Annotated in this window: 16 protein-coding genes, 2 tRNA genes and 1 riboswitch; of the genes, 11 read left to right on the forward strand and 7 right to left on the reverse strand. The window is 38.0% G+C overall.

Going from position 1 to position 23,377, the window contains the following annotated elements; translation table 11 throughout:
• Positions 1-114 precede the first annotated feature (114 nt).
• Together HXT24_RS03520 and HXT24_RS03525 are read left to right on the forward strand one after the other, a co-directional pair.
• Positions 115-1,482: a dipeptidase gene (locus HXT24_RS03520; RefSeq protein WP_422119187.1), complete on the forward strand. Its 1,368-nt coding sequence runs from the start codon at positions 115-117 to the stop codon at positions 1,480-1,482.
• Between the two features lie 467 nt (positions 1,483-1,949).
• On the forward strand, positions 1,950-4,562 hold the full coding sequence (locus HXT24_RS03525) for an ATP-binding cassette domain-containing protein (protein ID WP_410312956.1): 2,613 nt from the start codon (positions 1,950-1,952) through the stop codon (positions 4,560-4,562).
• A 15-nt stretch (positions 4,563-4,577) separates the two neighbouring features.
• On the opposite strand, the gene HXT24_RS03530 is transcribed toward HXT24_RS03525, so the two are convergent.
• Positions 4,578-4,650: transfer RNA gene (locus tag HXT24_RS03530), tRNA-Arg, on the reverse strand.
• A 79-nt stretch (positions 4,651-4,729) separates the two neighbouring features.
• On the reverse strand, positions 4,730-6,259 hold the full coding sequence (thiM, locus tag HXT24_RS03535) for a hydroxyethylthiazole kinase (protein WP_422119188.1): 1,530 nt from the start codon (positions 6,257-6,259) through the stop codon (positions 4,730-4,732).
• A riboswitch (TPP riboswitch) is annotated at positions 6,247-6,339 on the reverse strand. It overlaps the preceding gene by 13 nt.
• A 161-nt stretch (positions 6,340-6,500) precedes the next feature.
• On the opposite strand from thiM, the gene HXT24_RS03540 reads away from it, so the two are divergent.
• The 9 genes from HXT24_RS03540 to HXT24_RS03580 all read left to right on the forward strand — a co-directional run bounded on the left by HXT24_RS03540 (position 6,501) and on the right by HXT24_RS03580 (position 17,268).
• Positions 6,501-6,710, forward strand: a complete 210-nt coding sequence (locus HXT24_RS03540) for a hypothetical protein (RefSeq protein ID WP_013399513.1) — start codon at positions 6,501-6,503, stop codon at positions 6,708-6,710.
• 189 nt (positions 6,711-6,899) lie between these two features.
• Entirely contained in the window at positions 6,900-7,526 is a 627-nt protein-coding gene (locus HXT24_RS03545; RefSeq protein ID WP_019262020.1) for a hypothetical protein, read from the forward strand.
• A gap of 121 nt (positions 7,527-7,647) precedes the next feature.
• A complete protein-coding gene (locus HXT24_RS03550) occupies positions 7,648-8,229 on the forward strand; it encodes a tryptophan transporter (RefSeq protein ID WP_004115564.1) in 582 nt (193 codons plus the stop codon).
• 122 nt (positions 8,230-8,351) lie between these two features.
• Positions 8,352-10,169, forward strand: coding sequence for an ABC transporter ATP-binding protein (locus HXT24_RS03555; protein ID WP_422119189.1), 1,818 nt, complete (start codon positions 8,352-8,354; stop codon positions 10,167-10,169).
• Positions 10,170-10,187: 18 nt separating this feature from the next.
• Positions 10,188-10,961, forward strand: a complete 774-nt coding sequence (locus HXT24_RS03560; protein WP_004112504.1) for an energy-coupling factor transporter transmembrane component T family protein — start codon at positions 10,188-10,190, stop codon at positions 10,959-10,961.
• A 57-nt stretch (positions 10,962-11,018) separates the two neighbouring features.
• The gene (gene menA, locus HXT24_RS03565; protein WP_422119190.1) at positions 11,019-12,101 is read left to right on the forward strand and encodes a 1,4-dihydroxy-2-naphthoate octaprenyltransferase; all 1,083 of its coding nucleotides are present in this window, start codon (positions 11,019-11,021) and stop codon (positions 12,099-12,101) included.
• 227 nt (positions 12,102-12,328) lie between these two features.
• Positions 12,329-13,117, forward strand: coding sequence for an ANTAR domain-containing response regulator (locus tag HXT24_RS03570; RefSeq protein WP_415681319.1), 789 nt, complete (start codon positions 12,329-12,331; stop codon positions 13,115-13,117).
• Between the two features lie 122 nt (positions 13,118-13,239).
• Complete coding sequence (polA, locus tag HXT24_RS03575) at positions 13,240-16,341, forward strand: DNA polymerase I (protein WP_410311592.1); 3,102 nt, start codon at positions 13,240-13,242, stop codon at positions 16,339-16,341.
• Between the two features lie 69 nt (positions 16,342-16,410).
• A complete protein-coding gene (locus tag HXT24_RS03580; protein WP_101886377.1) occupies positions 16,411-17,268 on the forward strand; it encodes a Nif3-like dinuclear metal center hexameric protein in 858 nt (285 codons plus the stop codon).
• An 82-nt stretch (positions 17,269-17,350) separates the two neighbouring features.
• Here HXT24_RS03580 and HXT24_RS03585 read toward each other — a convergent pair.
• The 5 genes from HXT24_RS03585 to HXT24_RS03605 all read right to left on the reverse strand — a co-directional run bounded on the left by HXT24_RS03585 (position 17,351) and on the right by HXT24_RS03605 (position 23,182).
• Positions 17,351-17,437: transfer RNA gene (locus HXT24_RS03585), tRNA-Leu, on the reverse strand.
• 66 nt (positions 17,438-17,503) lie between these two features.
• Positions 17,504-19,495 (reverse strand): FAD-binding protein, encoded by a 1,992-nt coding sequence (locus HXT24_RS03590; protein WP_422119191.1) that lies wholly within the window; start codon positions 19,493-19,495, stop codon positions 17,504-17,506.
• A 29-nt stretch (positions 19,496-19,524) separates the two neighbouring features.
• On the reverse strand, positions 19,525-21,039 hold the full coding sequence (dprA, locus tag HXT24_RS03595; RefSeq protein WP_422119192.1) for a DNA-processing protein DprA: 1,515 nt from the start codon (positions 21,037-21,039) through the stop codon (positions 19,525-19,527).
• The gene (locus HXT24_RS03600) at positions 21,036-22,721 is read right to left on the reverse strand and encodes a YifB family Mg chelatase-like AAA ATPase (protein ID WP_422119193.1); all 1,686 of its coding nucleotides are present in this window, start codon (positions 22,719-22,721) and stop codon (positions 21,036-21,038) included. The genes dprA and HXT24_RS03600 overlap by 4 nt, the downstream gene beginning before the upstream one ends.
• Entirely contained in the window at positions 22,721-23,182 is a 462-nt protein-coding gene (locus HXT24_RS03605) for a YraN family protein (protein ID WP_019262010.1), read from the reverse strand. The genes HXT24_RS03600 and HXT24_RS03605 overlap by 1 nt, the downstream gene beginning before the upstream one ends.
• Between the last annotated feature and the right edge of the window lie 195 nt (positions 23,183-23,377).

Below are 23,377 nucleotides of genomic sequence, written 5' to 3' on the forward strand. Positions count from 1 at the left end.
TTGCAGATTACCCAACAGACTAGACGCGTTATGAGCAATTTCGTTGGTTATGAATAGTCTGATAGTAGTAATTCAACTAATGTTTTTACTAATCTACTGTTTTTTGGAGGACTTATGGCTGGTTTAGAGGTTGCTGATGTGCGCTCGCGCGTGCAAAACGCTTGGGAAGACGTTATTAGCGTATTAAATAAGAAGATCTCTTTAGGAGCTGTTTCTGCTAAAGGCATTACTGGAGATCATATGCGTGCTTCGGCTGAGTATGTGGCTGAAGTTTTGCGCGAAGTGGGTGTAGATGCTCGCGTTGAGCAGTCTCAGAATCCGGATGGTACTCCTGGAGCTTTTGAAGTAGTTGGATCTCGTATTGTGGATCCTAGCGCTCCAACTGTTTTGCTTTACGCTCATCACGATGTTCAGCCTGTTCCAGATGCAAGCGAATGGAATACTGATCCTTTCAAAGGAACTGAAGTAGATGGTCGCTTGTATGGCCGCGGTAGTGCTGATGATGGCGGCGGAATTGCAATTCACTACGGTGCTTTGCGCGCTTTAAGCGAAGATTTAGGCGTAAATATTAAGGTATTTATTGAAGGTGAAGAGGAAATGGGCTCTCCAAGTTTCATTCCATTCATCGAAGCTCATAAAGATGAGTTTGAATCAGACGTTATTATTGTTGCCGACTCTGGAAATTGGTCTGCGGATGTTCCAAGTCTTACTACTAGCTTGCGCGGAAACACTACTGTAGACGTTAAAGTGAAGGTTCTTGGACATCAGGTTCATTCTGGACAGTTTGGCGGACCAATTTTAGACGCATACACGCTTGCTTCAATGCTTATTGCTTCTCTTTATAACAAGGAAGGTGATTTGGCTGTTCCTGGAATTGAATCGCAAGAGCCTGTTGGCGGTTTGCAACGTGATTTGGATGAGGCTCAAGTTCGCGCAGATTCTTCAGTAGTGGATTCTTACAAGCTTGCTGGTACTGGTTCCCTTGCTGCTCGTATGTGGACTAAGCCTAGCTTGACTGTTATTGGTATGGATGCTCATCCAGTAGAGGAAAGCTTTAATGTGATTGCTCACGAAACGCGCTTGCGACTTTCGCTTAGAACTGCGCCTTGCCAGCGTCCAGAAGAAGCGCAAAAAGCATTGAGTGACTTCTTAGTATCTAATGCACCATTTGGGGCAGAGGTTACTGTAGAGCCTTTAGATAATGGCATGGGTTGGGCTATGGATCCAAATGCAATTGCAACTAAAGATGCGCTCGCATCTATGAAGGATGCTTTTGGCGTGGATCCTATTAACAAGGGCGAAGGTGGTTCGATTCCATTTATTCCAGAATTGCAACGAATTTTCCCTAAAGCTCAGGTTTTGGTTACTGGACCAGAAGATCCAAAGTCTAATGCGCATAGTCCTAACGAGTCGATTTCTCTTTCTGGTTTGAAATCGAATATTGTAACTGAAGCTTTGCTTTTAGATCGTCTAGCTAAGTAAACTTAACAACTCGTATACAATCGCTATATAAAATTTGAGCGTTTGTATACGAGTCTACGCAATGACGTAAAATCTTCACACGACACGGGTGCTTTGCATTAATTTGTAAAGCTGAGAGAAACCGCTTGAACGTGAATCCAGGTAATGCTGGCGCACGGAGATCTGTTTTTCCCGTGCCTTAATGGTGACCTACGATTTAAGCCAGCGCATAAGTCGTAGTGGAAGAACGGTAAGGCACATATCTATGTCGAAAGAAAATGTTTTATTGCAATGCAATCAGCGACGTAATTCACTGATATGACGTTTTGTTTATTAGGATAAGTCAAAAACGTGTTTGTAATAAAGACATTTTTAGGATTTTTAGGTCGTTAAAAAGTCCGTAGCAGATCTAAATTATTCTAAAAGAAAAAATTAAAAAATATATAGAAAATAATTAAATAAAAATCATTGCCATAAAGGATTTTGCTATGCCTGATGCATTTGAAACGCCAGTTTTGAACAAAACTAATACGCAGGATGCCGAAACATTCCTTCCATCGGCTAGCTGCAATGCTCAGCTACGTTTTGATAATTGGGGTTATCGTCATGCTTCTCGCAAACATTTTGCTGTACGCGGGTTGAACCTAACAATTGAAGCAGGGCAAAGAGTTTTGTTGCTTGGTGCATCGGGCATAGGCAAATCCACAATTCTTGAAGGTGCTGCTGGGCTGATTGGTAGTGATATTGTTAAATCTAGCTCAAATAATTCAAAGCCTGATTCGAAGAAGAATGTTTTAGTAGAAGATGAAGATGGCGGTGTAAGCGAAGGCTCAGTATTCGTAGATGATTTACCAGTTCATAAAGCGCGTGGGCGAGTGGGATTAGTGTTACAAGATCCAGAAGCTCAAGCTATTTTTCAGCGTTTAGGAGATAACGTCGCCTTTGGCCCTGAAAATATGAATGTTCCTCGTAAAGAAATATGGGATCTTGTTAATAAAAGTCTTGAAGAAGTAGGTTTAGAAGGATTACAGTTACACCGTTCTACCGCCCATTTAAGTGGTGGTCAAATGCAGCGTCTGGCATTGGCTGGAGCATTGGCTATGAAGCCAAGCGTGCTTCTTTTAGATGAGCCTACTGCGAATCTAGATCCAGATGGTGTTAATCAGATTGTAAAAGCTGTTGGTAAAGTTTTAGACGATACCAATGCAACAATGGTTCTTGTAGAACATCATGCGCAGCCTTGGATTGATTTGATTGATAGAGTAGTGGTTCTTGGTCTTGATAATTCTGTGAACAATACTGAAGAAAATAATTATGTTCACGATGATGATATTGCGCGAGACGAGTTTGCGCAAACAGTTATTGTTGCAGATGGAACTCCAGACGAAGTGTTCAGTAGAAGCGATCTTGATTTTGAAAACCTTGGGATTTGGCTTCCTGACAAGTATAAAGATCCGCAAGATTGCAAAATTGGTAGGATTTATGTTGAAGGTGAACCAGATTGCGATCCAGCAAAAGGTGATGGAAGAGTAGTTCTATCAACAGAAAACCTTGCGATTAGTCATACGAGTACTCCAATAGCAAAAAATATAAATTTGAAATTTAATTCTGGACAAATCACAGCATTAGTTGGAGCAAACGGTGCTGGAAAATCCACTTTATCTCTAACTTTGGCAGGATTAATTCCTGCTTTAGAAGGTCAGGTTGTAGCTAGTGAGGATCTTTGCGAAGGTGCAGGCGGCACCGATCCTATGAAGTGGAAGTCTACTGATCTTGCTAAAAGAATTTCATACGTTTTCCAGAATCCAGAACATCAGTTTGCGTGTGGAACTGTTCTTGAAGAAGTTATGCTAGGTCCTATTAGAACTGGAATGAGTGAAGAAGACGCTAAAACTAAAGCAGAGTCTTTATTAGATAGATTCCGCCTATCTAGATATGCTAACGCAAACCCATACACTTTATCTGGAGGTGAAAAGCGTAGACTTACTGTTGCCGCATCTTTGGCTGCAGCTCCAAGAGTTTTAATTTTAGATGAACCGACTTTTGGACAGGATCGTAAAACTTGGTTACAAATTATAAAACTCATTGCAAGCCTTCGCGCAGATGGCGTTAGTGTTATTGTTGTTACTCATGATAGAGAGTTAGTAGATGCACTTGGAGCGCGTTTAGTGGAACTTAAAACTAATGTGGATTCCACTAATAACGAATCTTATGAGTCTGAAAATGTAGATAATTCACAAGAATCTTTAGCATTATCTTCGTCAACAGATGCAACGAATATATCTCGAATAGAAGTTAGCGATGTGAACCATCGTGATGAGGCAGCTCGCGCATCAAGTTATTCTCCATTCTTGGCATCTTTGAATCCTGTGTATAGGATGCTTGGAGCTTTCCTACTTTCGGTTCCGCTTTTGTTTACTCTCGACTGGCTTTCTGCAACAATAGCTTTGGTTTTGGAGTTTGTGATTCTTTGGGTTGTTAAAATGAACCCTTGGCGAGTTATTAAACTTTCTTGGCCTGTATGGGTTGGTGCTCCTGGATCTGCATTAGCAGTGTGGTTGTATGGTAAATCAGGTGGAGCAACATGGTTTGATTGGGGAATTATTCATGTAAGTGATCATTCCACAACTCTTGCAATTGCAACATTCATCAGAATTTTAGCTATCGGTGTTCCAGCTATTGTTACTGTTATTGGCATTGATGCAACTGATTTAGCTGATGCCTTTAGTCAAGTTATGAAATTGCCAGATAGGTTTGTTTACGGTGGATTAGCTGGTATGCGATTGTTTAGCGTCCTTCAAGATGATTGGGCTGCTCTCAGCGCATCTAGGCGTTCTCGCGGACTTGGCGATGATAGTAAGATTAAGGCTTTTATGCCTCAAGCTTTTGCTCTTTTGGTGCTGTCTATTCGAAGATCTACAACTTTGGCTACGGCTATGGAAGCGCGTGGATTTGGCGGAGAAAACCCAAGATCTCATGCACGTATAAGCCATGTGAATAAACGCGATCATGTGTTTATGATTGGGTGCTTAATTATTCCTGCTATAGCTTTAATCGCTGCTGTATACTACGGTACTTTTGCTCTTCTTGGAGGAAATTAATACTAACACAAAATGTGGGCTTGATGAGATTCGAACTCACGACCTTCTGCTCCGGAGGCAGACGCTCTATCCACTGAGCTACAAGCCCGCAACTTGTGAAAGTATACACGTTGCTAGGGATTGAAAGTATACGCTATTAGCCAATTTTTGTGACTTTAATGCATACTTTAGCGAGTTATTACGCTTTTAAGGTCGCTTGCTACTTTTTTAGGATCTTCAGCGCACATGAGCGCAGATACAGTGCATACTCCGTCAATACTTAGGTCTTTGATTGGGAAAACGGTGTTTTCGTGAATTCCACCAATCGCTAGAGTTTTTACACCCATGCTGTGTGCTACGTTTGCTACTTCATTTACGCCTTCAATTCCAAGAGGAGGAACATCATGCGCCTTAGTATTTGTGGCAAATGCAGCTCCGATTCCTATAACATCAGGAAGTGGAGTATCGTTCTCTTTGCACTCTTTATATGCTTTTTCCATTAGGTCTACTCTTGCGCAAGAAAGTCCAATCATCCATTCGGCTGGCATGGATTTACGTGCTGTAACGAAAGGCGTGTCTTTTTGACCAATATGCAGGTTGAATCCCAGTTTTGCTGCGGTGTCAACGTGATCGTCTATGAAAATCGGTATATCTCCATGTTTTGCTTTTATAAGTGTTTTGCGTAACTTTATGGCTTTTTTTGATATTTCAGTATCGTTGGAGTATTTATCTCGCAATTGAACTACTGTCACTCCGCCATCTATGGATTCTACTGCAACTTGTTCTTCGCTACGGTTTCCCATTCGTGGATCTGTGACTAGGTAAAGCGTCCAATCTGTTGGTTCTATGCTGAACTCAATGTTTGTTAGTTCAAACATGTTGTTTACACTTAATGTTTGCAATGCGTCGATCCACAGTGTTTTGAATGTTCCTGGTGCGGTTGTTTGTCTTGCTGCAAACGTTCCAGCTGCTGCAGCGTGCACGTGTGCAGCCACTGTTGCTGCCACTGGGCGCTCTGGGTTTGCACCCACATATGCCGCCACTAATGATCCAAGAGCGCACCCAGTTCCTACAACTTTTGTCATAGCCTTGTGTCCGCCAGTTATTCGCACTAGGCATCCGTGACCGTATACCGCGTCTTTTTCTCCAGATATTGATATTACAGATCCGTATTCTTTTGCCAGTTTTTTGGCTGCTTCTAGCGCGGAGTTTACTGGATCTTGCGCATCTACGCCTTTCATCTGACTGTTTTGCCCAGCTAAAGCTAATATTTCGCTTGCGTTCGCTCGTATTACTGTTGGGTTTCGTTTTACTATTTCTCTTACAAATTTTGTTCTAGTGTTTAATTCGTCTACTCCAACTCCAACTGGATCTAGTACCCAAGGAGTTTGTGTTTCTTCGCAAGTTTCTATTGCTTTGCGTATGGCTTTGCCTTTTATCTCTTCGAATGTTCCAACATTTACTAGAACGCCTGACGCTATTTTTGCAATGCCTGCTGCTTCATCTGGGTCGCACACCATTATTGGCGTAGCTCCTGCGGAAAGTAGTACATTTGCTGTTATTTCTTGAACAATATTGTTTGTTATGCAATGAGTTAGTGGCTTCTTTGCTCTCACTCTTTCTATGCATGATCTAACGTCATTTAGAAACATTCGTCTTCTTGCGCGAACGCTAAAACTTGTATCTATATTTGCATTTGATTCGTTTAATTCTTCCATGATTTTCCCTTCGCTAGCACTACCTAGATCAGGTTTAACGGGTGTAATCTCAGCGTTTTTACGCACCCCGAACCGAATTTGACTATATCGTTTGTGTATGACGTTTGGCTATGTAATATTTTATTTCGCGCGTTTTGCGTTGTTTCGCTTGAAATTTCGGGGATGATTGAAGATTATTGTTTTAGATTTTATAAAATTTTTCCATTAATTTTTTATTTTTGTTTGCATTTGTACTTTTATAGTGTTAGCATCAAACACAACACAAACAGATATCGTAAATTTTACGATTTACGATTTTGGATTTGTGATTGACCACATTAAGCGTTTAGCTTTGCAGCTAAGTATTAAGGAGGCGGCTATCATGCGTAACATGAATGCTCAAGCTCGCGATACTTTTGATGCTGCTCGTATGTGGTGGTGGCAGACTTCTCTTTGGCGTAGTTTACTCTAAAGTTTTAGAAGCTGCTTGTTTAGGCTTGTAAAAGACCTCTAGGGTAAACCTGGAGGTCTTTTTTATATCTCCAGAAAGCCAAATCTATTTGGATTAATTTTACGTCTAAAACAAATCTATAAACATAAAAAACAATTAAAAAATTGTTTAAAACAATCAACATAAAAATCTACATAAAAGGAGAAAATCATGGCTCAGGAAATTAATGAAACCAAGCAGGAAACCTCATTTACTTCTGCTGAATCTAGTGTTAATCAGGCTGCGGATTTACTTAAAGGTGTAAATGTTAAAAAGCATGCTTTAGATATTACGTCTTTGGTGTTGGTGGCTGTTCTTTTTGCAGCAGGATGTATTCTTGACTTTACAGTTGCAAAAGCGCTTTCGATCGGAAATATTCAGCCAGAATTTGTAATCGCATCATTCTGCCTTGCTATTTTATTGGTTCGTCCAAATGTTATTCAGGGTGCGATTATTGGTGCTTTGGCTGCGACTTTAATTCAATTTAACACTTCAATTCCTGGTCTTGAATACGCTTGCGATATTCCAGCAGCAATTATTATGACTTTGATGTTGATGGGTTATTTAAAGGCTTTTCCTAAGGATGCCGCTAGAAAGTTCAGTGTTTTCCCATTCATTTCTGCCTTTATTGCAACTGTTATTTCTGGAATGATTTTTGCAACAATCGCATCTTTCTTTATTCTTCACTCTCCAAACACTGTTCTTGTTATGCTTCCAATCATTTTGGGTACTGCTGTGTTTAATGCTGTTGTTGTTGAGGTTCTTTACACTCCAATTCGACTCGTTTTACACAAGTAAATCAGAATTGAAAAATAATTAAACAAATTAATTTAAATCAATATAGATAAATATCAAAACATATATAAATACCAAAAGTCGATAATTAAAACTTGATTATCGCAACTTAAAGGAGAAGATTATGAATCAGGAAATTAACGAACATGAAGGTAATATGCTTAATGCTGTAAGTATTAAAAAGCACGCTTTAGATATTACGTCTTTGGTGTTGGTTGCTGTTCTTTTTGCAGCAGGATGTATTCTTGACTTTACAGTTGCAAAAGCACTTTCAATTGGAAATATTAAACCAAACTTCTTAATCGCATCATTCTGCCTTGCGATTTTGCTGGTTCGTCCAAATGTTATTCAGGGTGCGATTATTGGTGCTTTGGCTGCAACTTTAATGCAATTTAACGCATCTATTCCTGGTCTTAATTATGTTTGTGATATTCCAGCAGCAATTGTTATGACTTTGATGATTATGGCTTATGTCCGCGTTTTCCCTAAGGATGCTGCTAGAAAGTTCAGTATTTTCCCACTTATAGCAACTTTTATAACTACAGTTGTTTCTGGTTTAATATTTGCATCTACTGCATCTTTCTTTGTTCTTCATTCTCCTAAGACGATTCTTGTTATGCTTCCAATCATTTTGGGTACTGCTGTGTTTAATGCTGTTGTTGTTGAAGTTCTTTACACTCCAATTCGACTCGTTCTACACAAGTAAGTATTTGAATTTGTGTTGGATAATATTCAATAAGTCATATAATCGTCAGAGAATATAATCCAGAGAATAATCAATAAGTAATGTTTATAGTATTGTTGGATTTTTAAGAGTTAGGAATTGTTGTGTCTTTGCTTGAGCTTAGGGAAGTATCTTTTAAATATTTGAATCATAATAAGGATGATTCTTTAGACTCTGCAAAGGCACAAGATTCCACTTTTGCCTTGAACAATATAAGCCTTAGTATTGAAGCTGGCGAATTTGTTGGAATTATTGGACCATCTGGATCTGGTAAAACAACTCTTGCCTCTATTTTCTCTGGTGCTATTCCTCATCATTATTCTGGAGAACTTTCTGGAATCGTTAAGATTGCAGGTCAAGAAACTAAAAATCTTGCTTTAACTAATATAGCCTGCTTAATTGGATCAGTTATCCAAGATATTGATGCGCAAATGGTGGCTGCAAACGTAGAAGATGAGATTCTTTTTGGTCTAGAAAACTTTGGTGTTGCGCACAATGAAATACCGAATCGAATCGATGAAGCTTTACAAATTGTTGGCATTAGTGATTTGCGCAACCGCGATTTAGACACTCTTTCTGGAGGTCAAAAGCAGAAAGTTGCGATTGCTGCTATTCTTGCGCTAAAACCTAAAGTTATGGTGTTAGATGAGCCTACGTGCGCTTTAGACCCTGTTTCTTCTAAAATGATTTTTTCGATTCTTAAAGATTTGAATAAGAATTTTGGAATAACGGTTGTTGTAATTGAGCAGAAAGTGGCGCTTTTAAGCGAGTATTGTAAGCGTTTGGTTGTGCTTTCTAATGGCACTTTATCACTGGATTTGCCTGTTGGACAAGCGTTGAAAAATATGGATTTGCTTTATTCTATTGGAATAAATTATCCGCGCACTACGCATTTGGTTAATGATTTACAGCGTGAGAGTGTTTGCTCTAAAAGCGATTTGCCTGTGTCTGTAGAAGATACAGTAAATACTATTGTTAATACGATTAATAGTGGAAATTCTTTAGTTTCACATGATGATTCACATAGTGAATGCGATGAAGATAAGCGTGCGGTTGCTTTCGACTTTTCCAATGAATCGCAAAACTTAGCACAAAATTCTTCGCCATGTCTTTCTTTGCAAAATGTTAGTTTTTCATATCCGAGTGGTGTTAGTGCTTTAGAAAAAGTGTCTTTTGACGCTTATCCTGGGGAGCTTGTAACTCTTGTTGGAAGAAATGGCGCTGGAAAAACAACTGTTACTAAGATAATAAACGGTTTGCTTAAGCCAAGTAGTGGAAGTATTTTTATTGATGGCAAAAATACTAGCAACATGAAAATAAGCCAAATTGCTCACTATGTTTCAACTCTTTTCCAGAATCCAGATCGTCAGCTTTGTAAAGATACTATTTTAGAAGAAGTAGCGTTTAGTTGCATTCTTTTAGGTGAGTCTGTTAAAGAAGCTAATGATCATGCTATGCAAGTGATTGAAAAGCTTAATTTAGATCCTAATGCTAGCCCTTTTATGCTTTCTAGAGGTCAGCGTCAGATGGTTGCTTTGGCTGCAACTGTTGTAACTAAACCTAAGATTCTTGTATTAGATGAACCTACTTGCGGACTGGATTACATGGAATGCTTGAGAATCATGCAAGTTGTAGAAGACCTTAGAGACCATGGTTGTTGCGTAATAATGGTTTGCCACGATATGGAAGTTGTTCTTGATTTTGCAACGCGTTTAATTGTAGTAAACGATGGACATATTCTTGAAGACGGAAGCATAAGCCATGTGTTTGAGAATAAGAGTATTTGCGATGAAGCTGCTTTATGTGCTCCTCTTTTGTGCGCTGTATCTCAGGGCTTAGTTAAAAATGGTTTTGCTAAGTGTAAAGGATTGTATAAGAGAGATATGTTGGTTAATGCTCTTAAAAAGAGTTGCAATTTGTAAAACAAATGGGTGATTTTTATGCAAACTAAGATTCTTACTTATAATGCTGGTTCAACTTTCTTGCACAAGGCAAATCCTATTGCAAAACTTATATTAGCTATAAGCGTTGTTGTGTCTGCTTTTATAGCTCAACAATTTAGCGTTCTTGTAACTATTGCAGTATTGATTCTTGTTGCTATGGCTATGGCTGGGATTCTTAAAACTCTGTTTCCTCTTGTGCGCGCAATGCTTATTCTCGGCGTTGTAATGTTCTTTTTGCAAACGATTATTGCTCAGGGTGGAAATTATATGTTCTTGTGGTTTACATCAAGAGGAATTTCTGTTGCTGCAAGGGCATCTTTGAGACTATTCTGTTTTGCTTTGCCTCTTGTTAGCGTTCTTAGCATTACAAAATTGAACGATTTAGCTAATGCTGTTGTTCAATATCTACATGTTCCTTACTGCTATGTTTTTACGATTACTACAGCTGTGCGTTTTGTTCCTATTTTTGCGTACGAAATGTCTCAGATTACTGAAGCTCAAATGGCAAGAGGAGTGGAGTTCGATACTAAGAATCCTTTTAAAAAGATTAAGCTGATGATGCCTTTGATTGTGCCTCTTTTGGTTTTGTCTGTTCGTAAAGCCGATAGTTGTGCTTTGGCTGCGGAAGAACGTGGATTCTATTTGCGCACTCGTAAGTCATCTTATAAAAAGTACACTTTTGGATGGCGTGGGCTTGTTCTTATTGTAATATCTGCGATTATGATTGCTTTGCCTATAGTTGTGTCTATATTAGCTCCACAAATTATTTAAAATAGTCTAAACTAATCTAGAATAAGTTAAAAAATTCTAGAATCTAGGCGATTTTTGATGAATAATTTAAAGGTTTGGCTTAAAGGTGCAAGACTTTATACTCTTCCAATCGGAATAGTGCCAGTTATTATGGCGATTTCGATTTTTGCAAGATATTTATTCAGTGGTCAAATACTTGTAAAACCTTATAATATTGAAAATTTTGTTATTCAATCACTATTGTGTATAGGTGTTGCTGCTTTTATGCAGATTTCAGTGAACTATGCGAATGATTATTGTGATGGTTTGCGAGGATTAGATGATCAAAGATCTAATAGAGATTTAGGCGATAAAACATTGTGTGATGTGTCTTGGAGACTTGCAGACGCTGGTATTAAACCAAAATCAGTTTTGTATGCTGTTTGCATATCTGCCTTAGTATCATGTGTTTTTGGGTTAATCATTACTGTTAGAAGTGGAATTTGGATATTTATTCTTCTTGGACTAGTTTGTCTTATGGGAGCGTGGTTTTATGCAGGAGGATCGCATCCTTACGGTTACCGTGGTTGGGGAGAATTTAGTGCGTTCTTGTTCTTTGGACCTGTTGCTTTTTTAGGAACATTGTGTGCTCTTAGTTTTGGAAGTGGTTTTCCTAAAGAATCAATAACAACGGCAAGCATTCCACAAATTGTGTTTTGTGTGTTATTGTCCATTATTCCAGGCGGATTCTCTGCTTGTCTTATGATGATTAACAATTTAAGAGATATAGAAAGTGATACAAAACACGCAAAATTTACAGCAATGTCAATTGTTGGGGAGAATATAGGGCGAATTATATTCGTTTCTGTTGTAATTATGTTTACGCTTCTGCAGTGTGTTTATGTTTTTCTTAATATATTTTTTGCTAAGTTTATGACAATAATTTGGAATGTAGCCAGATTGAATAAAAATGCTTTTAGAATAAATTGCTTCTTGTCTAATCAGGGTGTGTTTATTGTTTGCTGCATTTTGTTATTATTGATTACCTACATGTTTATTAAAAAAGCGTATTCGCTAGCATATGCGGTTATATGTGGGAATTATGCTAATGCTTTTCCAATATGCGTATCTTTAGCAATGCTTGGTGCTTCGACTTTTGTATTGTCAATATTTGCATGCTAGCTTTACCGCATTAAAAAGCGGTTTATAATGTGTTTTATACATGCGTACTAGTAAAATCGTATGGCAACGCGCACGGTGTGCTTTTAGTGTTTGTGCAATGAATATGCATGATGCTGGTTCACGCAATGACCGCAAAGCTGGCGTGTATTAGAGTGTGCAAAATGTGTGTTAGTGGAATACATAGCGCTGTTGCCTTGTGTTTTAGGGTAAGGAAATGAGGTTGTAAAATGTCTGCTGTAACCAGCGATGAAGAGATGGGGAAGTCGCCAGTTGTGCTTACCGATGATGAGTTGCGAGATGCGGCTGAGTTGTCTAGTCCTAAAAAAGACGATGATAACAGTGAAAGCAAAAAAGAAAATGCTGAAAAAACTGTTGTAGTTGCAGAAGACGAGGCAGTGAACCGTATGGATCTTGTAGCAATGTTGGAAGATAATGGCTACAAGGTTGTAGGACAAGCAGCTAATGGAGAAGAAGCGGTTAATCTTACTCGTCAATTCCGTCCAGATGTTGTTTGCATGGACGTTAAGATGCCAGTAGTAGATGGTATTCAAGCGGCTGCCACTATTTGTGACGAGAATATTGCTCCAGTTGTTATGCTCACTGCTTTTTCTCAATCTGATTTAGTTAAGAGAGCTACTGGCGCCGGTGCTATGGCTTATGTTACCAAGCCGTATGAGGAGTCAAAACTTTTACCTGCTCTAGAAGTAGCTATGGGTAGGTTTAGTGAAATTAACGATTTATTGGATAGTGTTGAGCGTACTGAAAATAAGCTACAGGATGCGCAAGATCAGCTTCGTAAAGCAGAAGAGAAGCTTAAGAAGGCTGAAGATACTCTTGAAGAGCGTAAGCTTGTAGACAGGGCAAAAGGTTTGCTTATGGACAAGGCTGGATTCTCGGAACAGGGTGCTTTCCGCTGGATTCAAAAAACTTCTATGGATCAGCGTATTCCAAAGAAGCGTCTTGCTTTGGCTATTATTGCTAAGTATGGTGAAGAAAAACCATCTGCAGAAGCGTAAACAGTATTTCAAAGCATTATTTAAAAACAATATTTTGTAGTTGTTACAATTAATGGTTGTGCCAGCTATGGCAAATAATTTCATAAAAAATTTATTTTACGAGAACGCAGGTGGGTAGTTAAGTGAATGCCAGCATCGTTGCAAACGAGGATTCTTTGAATGATGAGGATGAAAATGGAACGTTGTTGGTGGTAGATGGCCACTCACTTGCGTTTCGTGCTTTTTACGCAATATCTGCGGATAATTTTTCAACAAAATCTGGTTTTGCAACCAATGCAATATGGGGTTTTTCAACAATGCTTTCTCAGGTTATTGAAAAAGAAAAACCAGATAAGCTTGCTGTTGCTTTTGACGTTAAAGGCGGAACTTTTAGGAATAAACTTTTGCCGCAATATAAAGGAACTCGAGAAGCTGCACCAGAAGAGCTTCTAGCTCAACTTCCTGTTATACAAGAATTACTCAATGCATTAGGTGTTAAATATATTACAAAACAGGGTTACGAAGGCGACGATATTATTGCAACCTTAGCCACAATGGGCGCTAAAGCTAAATATAAGACTCTTGTTCTTTCTGGAGATCGTGATGCGTTCCAACTTATTGATGAATATATAAATGTTTTGTATCCAGGCAGGCATTTTAAAGATTTAAAACAAATGGATACTGATGCGATTATTGAAAAATATAATGTTACGCCTCAGCAATATTCAGATTTAGCAGCGCTTAGAGGAGAAACTTCCGATAATATTCCAGGTGTTCCTGGCGTAGGCGATGGTTATGCAGCAAAGTGGATTAATCAATTCGGTGGATTAGAAGGCATTATAGAACACGCGGATCAGGTGACTGGCAAAAAGGGTGAGTCTTTGCGAGAGAGCATAGATCAGATTCGTCTAAATAAGAAAGTAAATACTCTTGTTAAAGATTTAGATCTTGGTGTTAGCATTAATGATCTTGAATTTGGAAATGTTGATGCCGCGTCAGTTGGCGAATTGTTTGAAAGACTCGAGTTTGGTACTCGCAGTAGAAGGAAGATTTTAAAAGAATTTACGCGTGGAAGCAAAGAGCTTTTAGAAGAGAACATTAAGATGATGATTTCTGCTGGAAGCACTCATGCTGGCAGTGATGTTAATTCTACAGAGTCTGATAATTCAGATGATTTAGAGGATTTCAAAACTATAGTAGATAAAATAAATATTCATAAAATTTATTCAGAATCTGATTTAGATAATTGGATTAATCTCGTTTCACCATGCATTGAGAAAAGTGAGTCAAAGGGATCGTCAGAATTAGTTAAAGAGAATACGGAATATAAATCTAAAGCAACCGTAGATTTGTTTGAATTACTTGATTCTCAAGAAAAACCTTCTTTAAATCTTATAAGAAATGATTTAGAGTGTGCAAAAACTATTAAAGATCACAAAGAACTAGTTATATATGCATTGCAAAAACCAAATAATAGCAGTCAGTTTGGTATTTATGCAGATGTGCTAGTAATGCTATCGCAAAATAATGCTGCAATTGTATATTCTGATGTTCTTAATGGGGATTCTAGCGAAGATTGTAATAAAATCTGTCACAAGCTAAAAGATTTCATAAAAATGTATGAATCTTCAATTGTTTTGCATGACTACAAAAAACATATAGCTCTTCTTAAATCGCTGAAAATTGTAGATAATAATTACTCTTTTAATCCATTACTTGACACTCGTTTAGCATCTTATTTGATAGAACCAGATTTTCGCAATGAAAATATTGAAGATATGGCGGAACATGTTCTAAATATTCATGTAGAAAATGAAAAATCTAATGAAGAGCCTGCACAAGGAGAGCTTGATTTTGTTTTAGAAGATAGTGATAATCCTGAAGAGTTAAATCAAGAAGAGGATAAGCGTAAAAAGCAAGAAAAGCGTATTTTGGAAACTGCTGTAACAATAAGATTGTTGGCAAAGCAATATGCTATAAAACTAGATGAACGTAAACAAACAGGCTTAATGGTCGATGTAGAAATGCCTGTTTCTAGGGTCTTAAGAGGCATGGAAGATGCAGGTGCTGCCGTAGATATGAACAGGCTCGTATCTATGAGAGATAATTTTGCGGCAGAAGCTCAATTTGCACAAAAAATGGCTTTGGATGTAGCAAACAAGCCGATAAATTTGCAAAGTCCTAAGCAGCTTCAACAATTGCTATTTGAGGATATGGGTTTAAAGCCTACAAGAAGAACGAAAAGTGGATCTTATACTACTAATGCAGAAGCATTGCAAGAATTATATGCAAAAATTGATCCAGATGAAAAAGCTAGTCAATTCTTAGGGGCTTTGCTAAAACATCGTGAGACAAACAAGTTAAAGCAGATTGTACAGAGTCTTATTGATTCTGCAAGATATGAAGATGGCAGGATTCATACCACTTTTGAACAAACTATTGCAGCTACTGGGCGTTTAAGTTCTTCGGACCCAAATTTGCAAAATATACCGAATAGGAATGTGGTCGGTAGGGAAATTAGAGCTGCTTTTATTCCAGGAAATCAATACGATCAGCTTATGAGTTGTGATTATTCTCAAGTAGAGCTTAGAATTATGGCTCATGCTTCTGCAGATGAAACACTTATTAAAGCTTTTAAGTCTGGTGTTGATTTTCATAAGTTTGTAGCAAGCTTGGTTTATAAGATTCCAGTTGAACAAGTTAGCCCGGATCAGAGATCGCATGTTAAAGCAATGAGTTACGGATTGGCGTATGGGCTTAGTACTTATGGTTTAGCAAAACAGCTTTCTATTAGTCCTGCTGCTGCAGAAGTTCTTAAAGAAAAGTATTTCGACACCTTTGGTGGCGTGCATGATTATTTGGAGTCTTTAGTAGATAAAGCTAGAAAGCTTGGATATACTCAAACGATGTTTGGTCGTAGAAGGTATTTTCCTAAGCTAAATTCCACGAATAGAGCATCTCGTGAGGCTGCAGAGCGAGCAGCTTTAAATGCTCCTATTCAAGGAAGTGCTGCAGATATTATGAAGCTTGCAATGATTCAAGTAGATAAGGATTTGCGCGAAGCTAAAGTAAAAAGTCGTGTGATTTTGCAAATACACGATGAACTTGTTCTCGAAATAGCACATGGCGAAGCAGATATCGTAGAAAATATTGTTAAAGGCGCTATGGAACATACTGTTGAGTTAGACGTTCCGCTTAACGTGTCTACTGGATTGGGAGCTGACTGGCAGCTTGCTGCTCACTGATTTTATCTGTGAGAATTATTGTAAAGCCCGCTGTAGGTTTATTGTAGGTTTATTGTAAAGGTGTGGAATATGGCAACTTTAGTTGATGTTGTTAGGGTTTTAGAAGACTTGTATCCTCTAAATCTTGCTGAATCTTGGGATAATCCTGGACTAATTGTTGGAAATCCTATGGATAATGTGAATAAGATAGTTTGTTTATCTGATCCAACTTTAGAAGCTGTTGAAGAATCATGCAAAATGGGTGCTAATTTGATTGTTTCTCATCATCCTTTATTCTTTAGGTCAGTTCATGAAGTTTCTGGTTTTTCTGTTCGAGGAAAAATAGTTCAGACGCTTATTGAAAATCGTTGTGGATTGTGGGTTGGTCACACTAATGCGGACGCGGCTTTTAGGGGAGTGGCGGATGCTGCAGCTAATGCTTTTGGTCTTAAAGATTTGCATCCTCTTATTCCAGCAAGTAATCATGACCTTTCTCTTGGTCTTGGCAGAGTTGGAGTGCTTGAGCAAAAAATCACGCTTAAAGAGTTTGCTATGCGCGTTTTTAACGCTTTGCCTACTACTAATCTAGGCATTCAAGTGTGTGGAGATATTAATGCTATGGTTAGCAAAATAGCTGTTCTTCCAGGTTCAGGTGATTCTTTATTTGATGAAGTTCGCGCTTGCGGAGCAGATGTGTATGTAACAAGTGATTTAAGGCATCATCCTGCAACGGACGCGTACGAGCAGGCTGTGTATGAAGCGAAATTAGCAAACTCTAATATTATTAAGCCCATGCTTATAAACACTCCTCATAGTGCCATTGAGTCGTTGTGGTTTAAGTATGCTGTGCAAGATGTTCATGATTCTATATACAAGAATTTTGGTGAATCATTGGATATTTCTTGGATTGGTAGAGCTTTTGACCCTTGGAATTATGTGATTAATTAGAGTGATTGATCAGCGCGATTAGCGGATATGAATATGAAAAAACAGAAAAGTCTTGCTGATTTCTCAGCAAGACTTCATTCCGTGTCCGGAGCGGGACTTGAACCCGCACGCCTGTACAAATAGGCACTAGCACCTCAAGCTAGCGCGTCTACCATTCCGCCACCCGGACGGGTGTTTTAGACAACAGATAGAACTATAACATCTTTTTTAACTCTTTGCTTCGGCGTGTTGAAAATTAATCTATTTTTGTCATAATTTTGTTAATTTCATCCTTATTTTGATGATTAATAGGCTTGTTTGGGTCAAAATCGACAATTATTACTGGAATATTTTGTACTTCGCCGTTTGAATCCACTATAGAATGTTGTGGATTTTGATTGTTATTACGTTTTGGATAGTCCAATCTTGTGAATGCTCCACGAGATTCATGTCTTGCAAGTGATGCTTGCAGAACCGATTTTGCAAGCGTAATCATGTTTTGTAATTCCCAAATAGCGATTAGTTCTTGATTAAAAACAAGATTTTGTGAATGTAAAACAAGAATTTTAGCTTGCGGAATAATAATCGTATCGATTTTTTGCAAAGCATCTTTAAGGGTATTTTCACTGCACCTAACCGCTGCAGCATTTTCCATAATATTTTCTAGTTTTTCTAGTAGATTATATGGGTTTGTTGTGTTGCTAGATGTGCTTGTATTTTGAATAAGACCGATTATCTCTTGTACACGATTTTCTGATAATTTGTCTAGATTTTCAAAAGTATTAGAAGTGCTATTGTACACATTTCTTGATGTATCTACTATATGCTCTTCGTGTTTTTCCTGACTTTTCTCCTGACTTTGTTCTTTTAATTCTTTTGCAATAGACTTACCAGCTAGTTTTCCGAACAGGCATGCATCAAGAAGAGAGTTTCCGCCAAGGCGATTAGCTCCATGTACTCCCGAGCATGCGCATTCTCCTGCAGCATATAATCCGATTATTCTCTGTTTTTTATTATTAACTAGTTTATAAACTTGCCCGTTAAGCGATATGGGTATTCCCCCCATCGTGTAATGCGCTGTAGGTCTAATAGGTATAAGATCTTTTGATGGATCAAGATGAGCGTATTTTTCAATAGTTTCTACAACCTGTGGAAGAGCGCTCAGCATATGTTGCTTTTCTATATGAGTCATATCTAGCCATACGCAATCTTTTCTATCAATGTTGCTAGTAGTATCTCCAACGCCTCTTAAAGCATCTATCTCTGATACAATCGACCTGCTTACTACATCTCTTGGAGCTAAATCCGCATGCGTATCATCGTAGTTTTTCATAAATGCTTCATTCTTGCAATTCCTAAGAACTCCGCCTTCTCCTCGAGCTGCTTCCGAAAGCAATATTCCAGTATGAGCTAGACCAGTCGGATGGAATTGTATGAACTCTATGTCTTCTAGTTGCAATCCTGCGTTTAGTGCTAAAGACATTCCGTCCCCAGTTAAATCCCAGGAATTAGATGTTGTTGAAAATAGTCTTCCAGCTCCACCAGTTGCTATAAGAACATTTCTTGCACATATTTTTTCTACTTTTCCACTTTTTTCGTTTAGTGCGATTATGCCCTCTACGCTATTAGATTTGTGGTTTATAGCAAGGTCTGTTACATAAATATCTTCTTCAATTTTAATATTTTCCTCTATGCATTTTTGCCATAGGCTGTATAGAATTTGGTGTCCAATTCTGTCTGCAGCGTACGCAGCTCGTCTAATTGGCTGCTGACCGAAGTCGGCAGTATGCCCACCAAAAAATCTTTGATTAATATGACCATCTTCTGTTCTAGAAAAGGCAACTCCAAAGTGTTCTAGTTCAATAACTGTATCTCTAGCTTCTTTTGCTAGCATTTTTGCTGCGTCTTGATCGCTTAACCAGTCTCCACCGTGAACGGTGTCGTAATAGTGCCATTGCCAGCAATCTTTTTCTATGTTTCCTAATGATGCTGCGATTCCACCTTCGGCAGAACCTGTATGAGACCTTAACGCTTGAAGCTTGCAAATCACTAATATTTTAGGCTGTTTTCCTTGAGATTTTAGCGTTTTATATTCTTCAGATTTCACTAATCCCAGTGCTGCAGAAAGTCCTGCTGCTCCTGCGCCGATAATCACAACATCGTATGATGATTGCTCTACTTGTATTTGCACAGTTTTTTCTTTAACTGTAGTAGTATTTTCTTTTTGCTGACTCAAGTTTGACTGCATAACATTTATTTTCTCATATTTTCTGCTTTTTATTTAAGATTTTTCCTATTTAAACTAAAAACACCATTTTGGTTTTTGACTATTCCATTTAATTCAAGAATTGCTATTTCTCCAGAAATCTTAGATATTGAAAAATCATTATTTGAGTTTGTATGAAGCATGATTGCGTGTATATTATCAATGTTTGCGCATATTTTTTTGCTCTTACACTCTTGAATTGCTTTCAATATAATTCTTTGAAAATCATTACACGTATTTGGAATAATATTGTTATTGCTTAAAGAGTGTGGCAAATAATGGTGGGAATTAGGATAGATACTATCTATATCATTTTGTGAACATATCATCATAGCTTTTCCATCGTGAATAAGCATATTGCATCCAGCATTACTCGGTGATGTTACATCTCCTGGAACAGAATAAATCTCGCGATTTAATCTATTCGCCCAGTTTGCTGTGTTTAAAGCTCCAGATCGTAATCGTGCTTGAGATACTATTACCTTGCTAGCAATAGCCGCAATAAGGCGATTTCTGAGTAAGAATCTACGTGCAACAGGAGTAGTGTCTGGGCATAGTTCACTAATACATGCTCCGCCGCTAGAAAGAATCGCATCAAAAAGTTGAGCATTGCTTGAAGGTCCCATTTTGTTCAAACCTCCAGCAAAAACAACAATTGTTTTGCCAACAGGATTAACATTTGCTACATGAGAGTCTAAAGCATCCAAGGTTCCCCAATGAGCTGCAGCGTCAATACCATAAGCTCCGCCAGAAATAACTGTGTGCCCCTTTTTAGCGCACGATTTAGCGAATGTAAAGCTAAGCTCGTATCCGTAGTCATTGCAACCTCTAGAGCCAACAATTGCAAGTGGCTGCTTACATTGAATAAGCGCGTTGGGATCTCCAATTCCCCACAAACACAATGGGGGAGCTACTTGGCATTGGGTTGCTAAATCTTGTAGCTGTTTTGGCCAATATTTACTTTTTGGTGAGATAATCCATTGCGTTCCGTTAGAACTAAACCATCTTTTAAGTTGATTTGAATCCCAAGAAGGCAATTGTTTTAGTCTTAAACACCATTTTTTAATGGATCTGTGTAATATATCAAAATTGTTAATAGCAATTTTATTGTCAGCATTATTGCTTCCCCATATTTTAAGACCTTTCAGAAAATATTCTTCTAAAACAGAAACTTTTGAGTGATTTTTTATAATGTTAAGAATTTTTCCATTATTTTCTAAATCATCTAAATTCGGTTTAGTCTGGTTTTCTAAAGATCCGTCTATGTAAAAATCATCTTGACAGCAGCTATTTTGCAGATCTAATTCTAGCTGCTTGTTTTTTGTTTTACCAATAGATTCACTTATAGATTCGCAAATAAGGTGAAGTGCTTCCACAATACTGCCAGTGTTTACTGACCCTATTACAAGTGTGTACATTATTGCATCTGCGCCATCAATACAAAATGTGAGTATTGCGCGCGATAAAGTATCGTTATCTATTCTGTAAGTATTGTTGTTGCCATTTATGCTACTAATATTGTTCATATTCTGGTCCTTAAACTAATTGCCTGAGCCATGTCAGTTAAATCTGGAGAAGTGTGCCCATAAAGATCAGCTAAAGTCCATGCAAGCCTTAAAGCTCTATCTGCTCCGCGTAAACTCAACTTGTGGTTTTCAAGTGATTTATTAATCAACTCAATAGCGTATTTAGATGTGTATTTTCTAAGCCATGTTCCAGACGCTTGAGCGTTACAACTCCATCCGAGTTTTCTAAAACGATTTTGAGCAACCAGCCTTGCGTTTTTTACGTTTTCTCGCATCATTGCACTAGTTAGAATTTTTTCTGACATTTGACTAGATCCATGTTCTGATTGCGCTTTTGAAGTAATAATTTTTTCTACAGGTGGAACATCCATTTGAATATCAATCCTGTCTAGAATTGGTCCAGAAAGTCTAGAAAAATAACGTATTCGTTCCTTCTCTTTGCATGTGCATCGTTCGCCATTGCCATAGGCGTATCCGCATGGGCATGGATTTGCTGCGATAACAAGTTGAAATTTAGCAGGATATAGTGTTGTTCCTTTAGATCTCGAAACAGCTATATGACCAGATTCCAATGGTTCTCTAAGAGTTTGCAAAACTCTTGGTGAGAATTCTGGAGCTTCATCCATAAACAAAACTCCACAATGCGCACGAGTTATTATTCCAGGCTTGGCTAGACCTGCGCCTCCTCCTATAAGAGATGCTGCAGAAGATGTATGATGAGGTGCCTCAAAAGGCGGAACATCTGTTATTCCATAGTATGGTAGTGTTCCGCAAAGTGACCTAATAGATGCCACTTCAAGCTGTTCTTGCTCGTTTAGTGGACACATGATGCTTGGCATTCTAGATGCCAGCATAGTTTTACCAGATCCTGGAGGTCCAATCATCATAACGTGGTGTCCGCCAGCTGCAGCTACTTGCAATGCCCACTTTGTGTGTTCTTGCCCTAATACTTCCGACATATCACCGATTTCTCCTAGCGGATTGGCGCTTTTTATTGGATCAACATTATCCGTATTATTCATGTTTGAAGTCGTATTATCGTTAAGCGCTGATTTGAAATAGCGTCTTGTATTATCGATTTCTTTAATATGAAGATGATCATAAGGGTTAATTGCTTTTAATGCTCGTTCTCTGTTCTTTTCGGCAATCGGTCTAGCCTTGTTTTCTAATTTCCCGTTTAGTCCGTCTACCAAATCTAAAATGTGTTTAATCCCAATTACTTCAATTCCATTTATCAGCTTGGCTTCTGAAAGATTTTCGTAGGGAATAATCATTTTTGTAATATTTTTTTGCTTGGCATATAAACAAATTGGTAGCATGCCTTGAATTGGTAGAACTGACCCATCTAAGTTAAGTTCTCCTAAAATAATCGTATTTTCTAGCTCGTTGAGTGGAATAATTCCTCTAGCACTAAGTATGCTTGCTGCAATTGCAAGATCGTAAGATGCTCCACTTTTTGGCATAGATGCAGGTGAAAGATTCACTGTTAACCTTGTTTCTGGCCATTCGCAGCGTAAAGATGTATATGCTGATTTAACTCGTTCTCTCGCCTCGCTTAAAGAGGTGTCAGGAAGACCAATAATAGAGAATCCTGGCAATCCACTAGATATGAATGCCTGTAATTGTATTGTAAAGGCTTTCAAACCCAGTAATCCTACAGATAATGCGTTTCCAATAACCATTAGAATGCTCCTAAAATGTGATGTAGTTGAATATTTTTATCTTTTGAAATTAGTATTGATACAACGTCGAATCGTATTTTTCTATGTTTAAAAAAGTTGTGCTCGTCTAACCACTTAAATCCAGCTTTATGTGTTTTTAAGCATTTTTCGTTTGTTACTGCTTCTAGTGGAGTTCCAAATCTTACGCTTCGTCTCGTTTTTACTTCTATGAATACAATTCTTCCAAACGGATCCATCATCACAACATCAAGCTCTCCAAAACGACTATGCCAATTTCGGTCTAATAGAATCCAATTTTTAAGAATTAGTTTTAGAGATGCGTATTCTTCTCCAAGATTTCCTATTGTTTTATTAGGGATTGAAAAATCGCATAGTTCTACTTCAATTTCTGCTATGCGATTTAAAATTTCTTCTTTTAATCCCACGCCATCCGTGCAATATTCGTTTTGTTTATATGTCATATTGCTATTTCATCAACACTAAAAACGAATTACCAGATTTTTCAATCAATGTGGTTAAAGGATGTTTTTGGCGTGTTGCGTTGGTTTTAAAGGGGAATTAGCACATAAATACAATTCATATTTTTTTTTTATTATGCGTTAATTATGATTATTTTCAAATCTTTTTCATCTTTTATAAAGAATCGCCTACAGTAT

The organism is Gardnerella sp. DNF00354 (assembly GCF_049262755.1).
Taxonomy (GTDB): Bacteria; Actinomycetota; Actinomycetes; order Actinomycetales; family Bifidobacteriaceae; genus Bifidobacterium; species Bifidobacterium vaginale.

Coding starts and splice junctions, on each gene's coding strand:
- HXT24_RS03520 (WP_422119187.1), top strand. CDS start 115: ATGGCTGGTTTAGAGGTTGCTGATGTGCGCTCGCGCGTGCAAAACGCT.
- dprA (WP_422119192.1), bottom strand. CDS start 21,039: ATGAACAATATTAGTAGCATAAATGGCAACAACAATACTTACAGAATA.
- HXT24_RS03550 (WP_004115564.1), top strand. CDS start 7,648: ATGAATCAGGAAATTAACGAACATGAAGGTAATATGCTTAATGCTGTA.
- thiM (WP_422119188.1), bottom strand. CDS start 6,259: ATGGAAGAATTAAACGAATCAAATGCAAATATAGATACAAGTTTTAGC.
- menA (WP_422119190.1), top strand. CDS start 11,019: ATGAATAATTTAAAGGTTTGGCTTAAAGGTGCAAGACTTTATACTCTT.
- HXT24_RS03605 (WP_019262010.1), bottom strand. CDS start 23,182: ATGACATATAAACAAAACGAATATTGCACGGATGGCGTGGGATTAAAA.
- HXT24_RS03580 (WP_101886377.1), top strand. CDS start 16,411: ATGGCAACTTTAGTTGATGTTGTTAGGGTTTTAGAAGACTTGTATCCT.
- HXT24_RS03590 (WP_422119191.1), bottom strand. CDS start 19,495: ATGCAGTCAAACTTGAGTCAGCAAAAAGAAAATACTACTACAGTTAAA.
- HXT24_RS03525 (WP_410312956.1), top strand. CDS start 1,950: ATGCCTGATGCATTTGAAACGCCAGTTTTGAACAAAACTAATACGCAG.
- HXT24_RS03545 (WP_019262020.1), top strand. CDS start 6,900: ATGGCTCAGGAAATTAATGAAACCAAGCAGGAAACCTCATTTACTTCT.
- HXT24_RS03600 (WP_422119193.1), bottom strand. CDS start 22,721: ATGGTTATTGGAAACGCATTATCTGTAGGATTACTGGGTTTGAAAGCC.
- HXT24_RS03560 (WP_004112504.1), top strand. CDS start 10,188: ATGCAAACTAAGATTCTTACTTATAATGCTGGTTCAACTTTCTTGCAC.
- HXT24_RS03570 (WP_415681319.1), top strand. CDS start 12,329: ATGTCTGCTGTAACCAGCGATGAAGAGATGGGGAAGTCGCCAGTTGTG.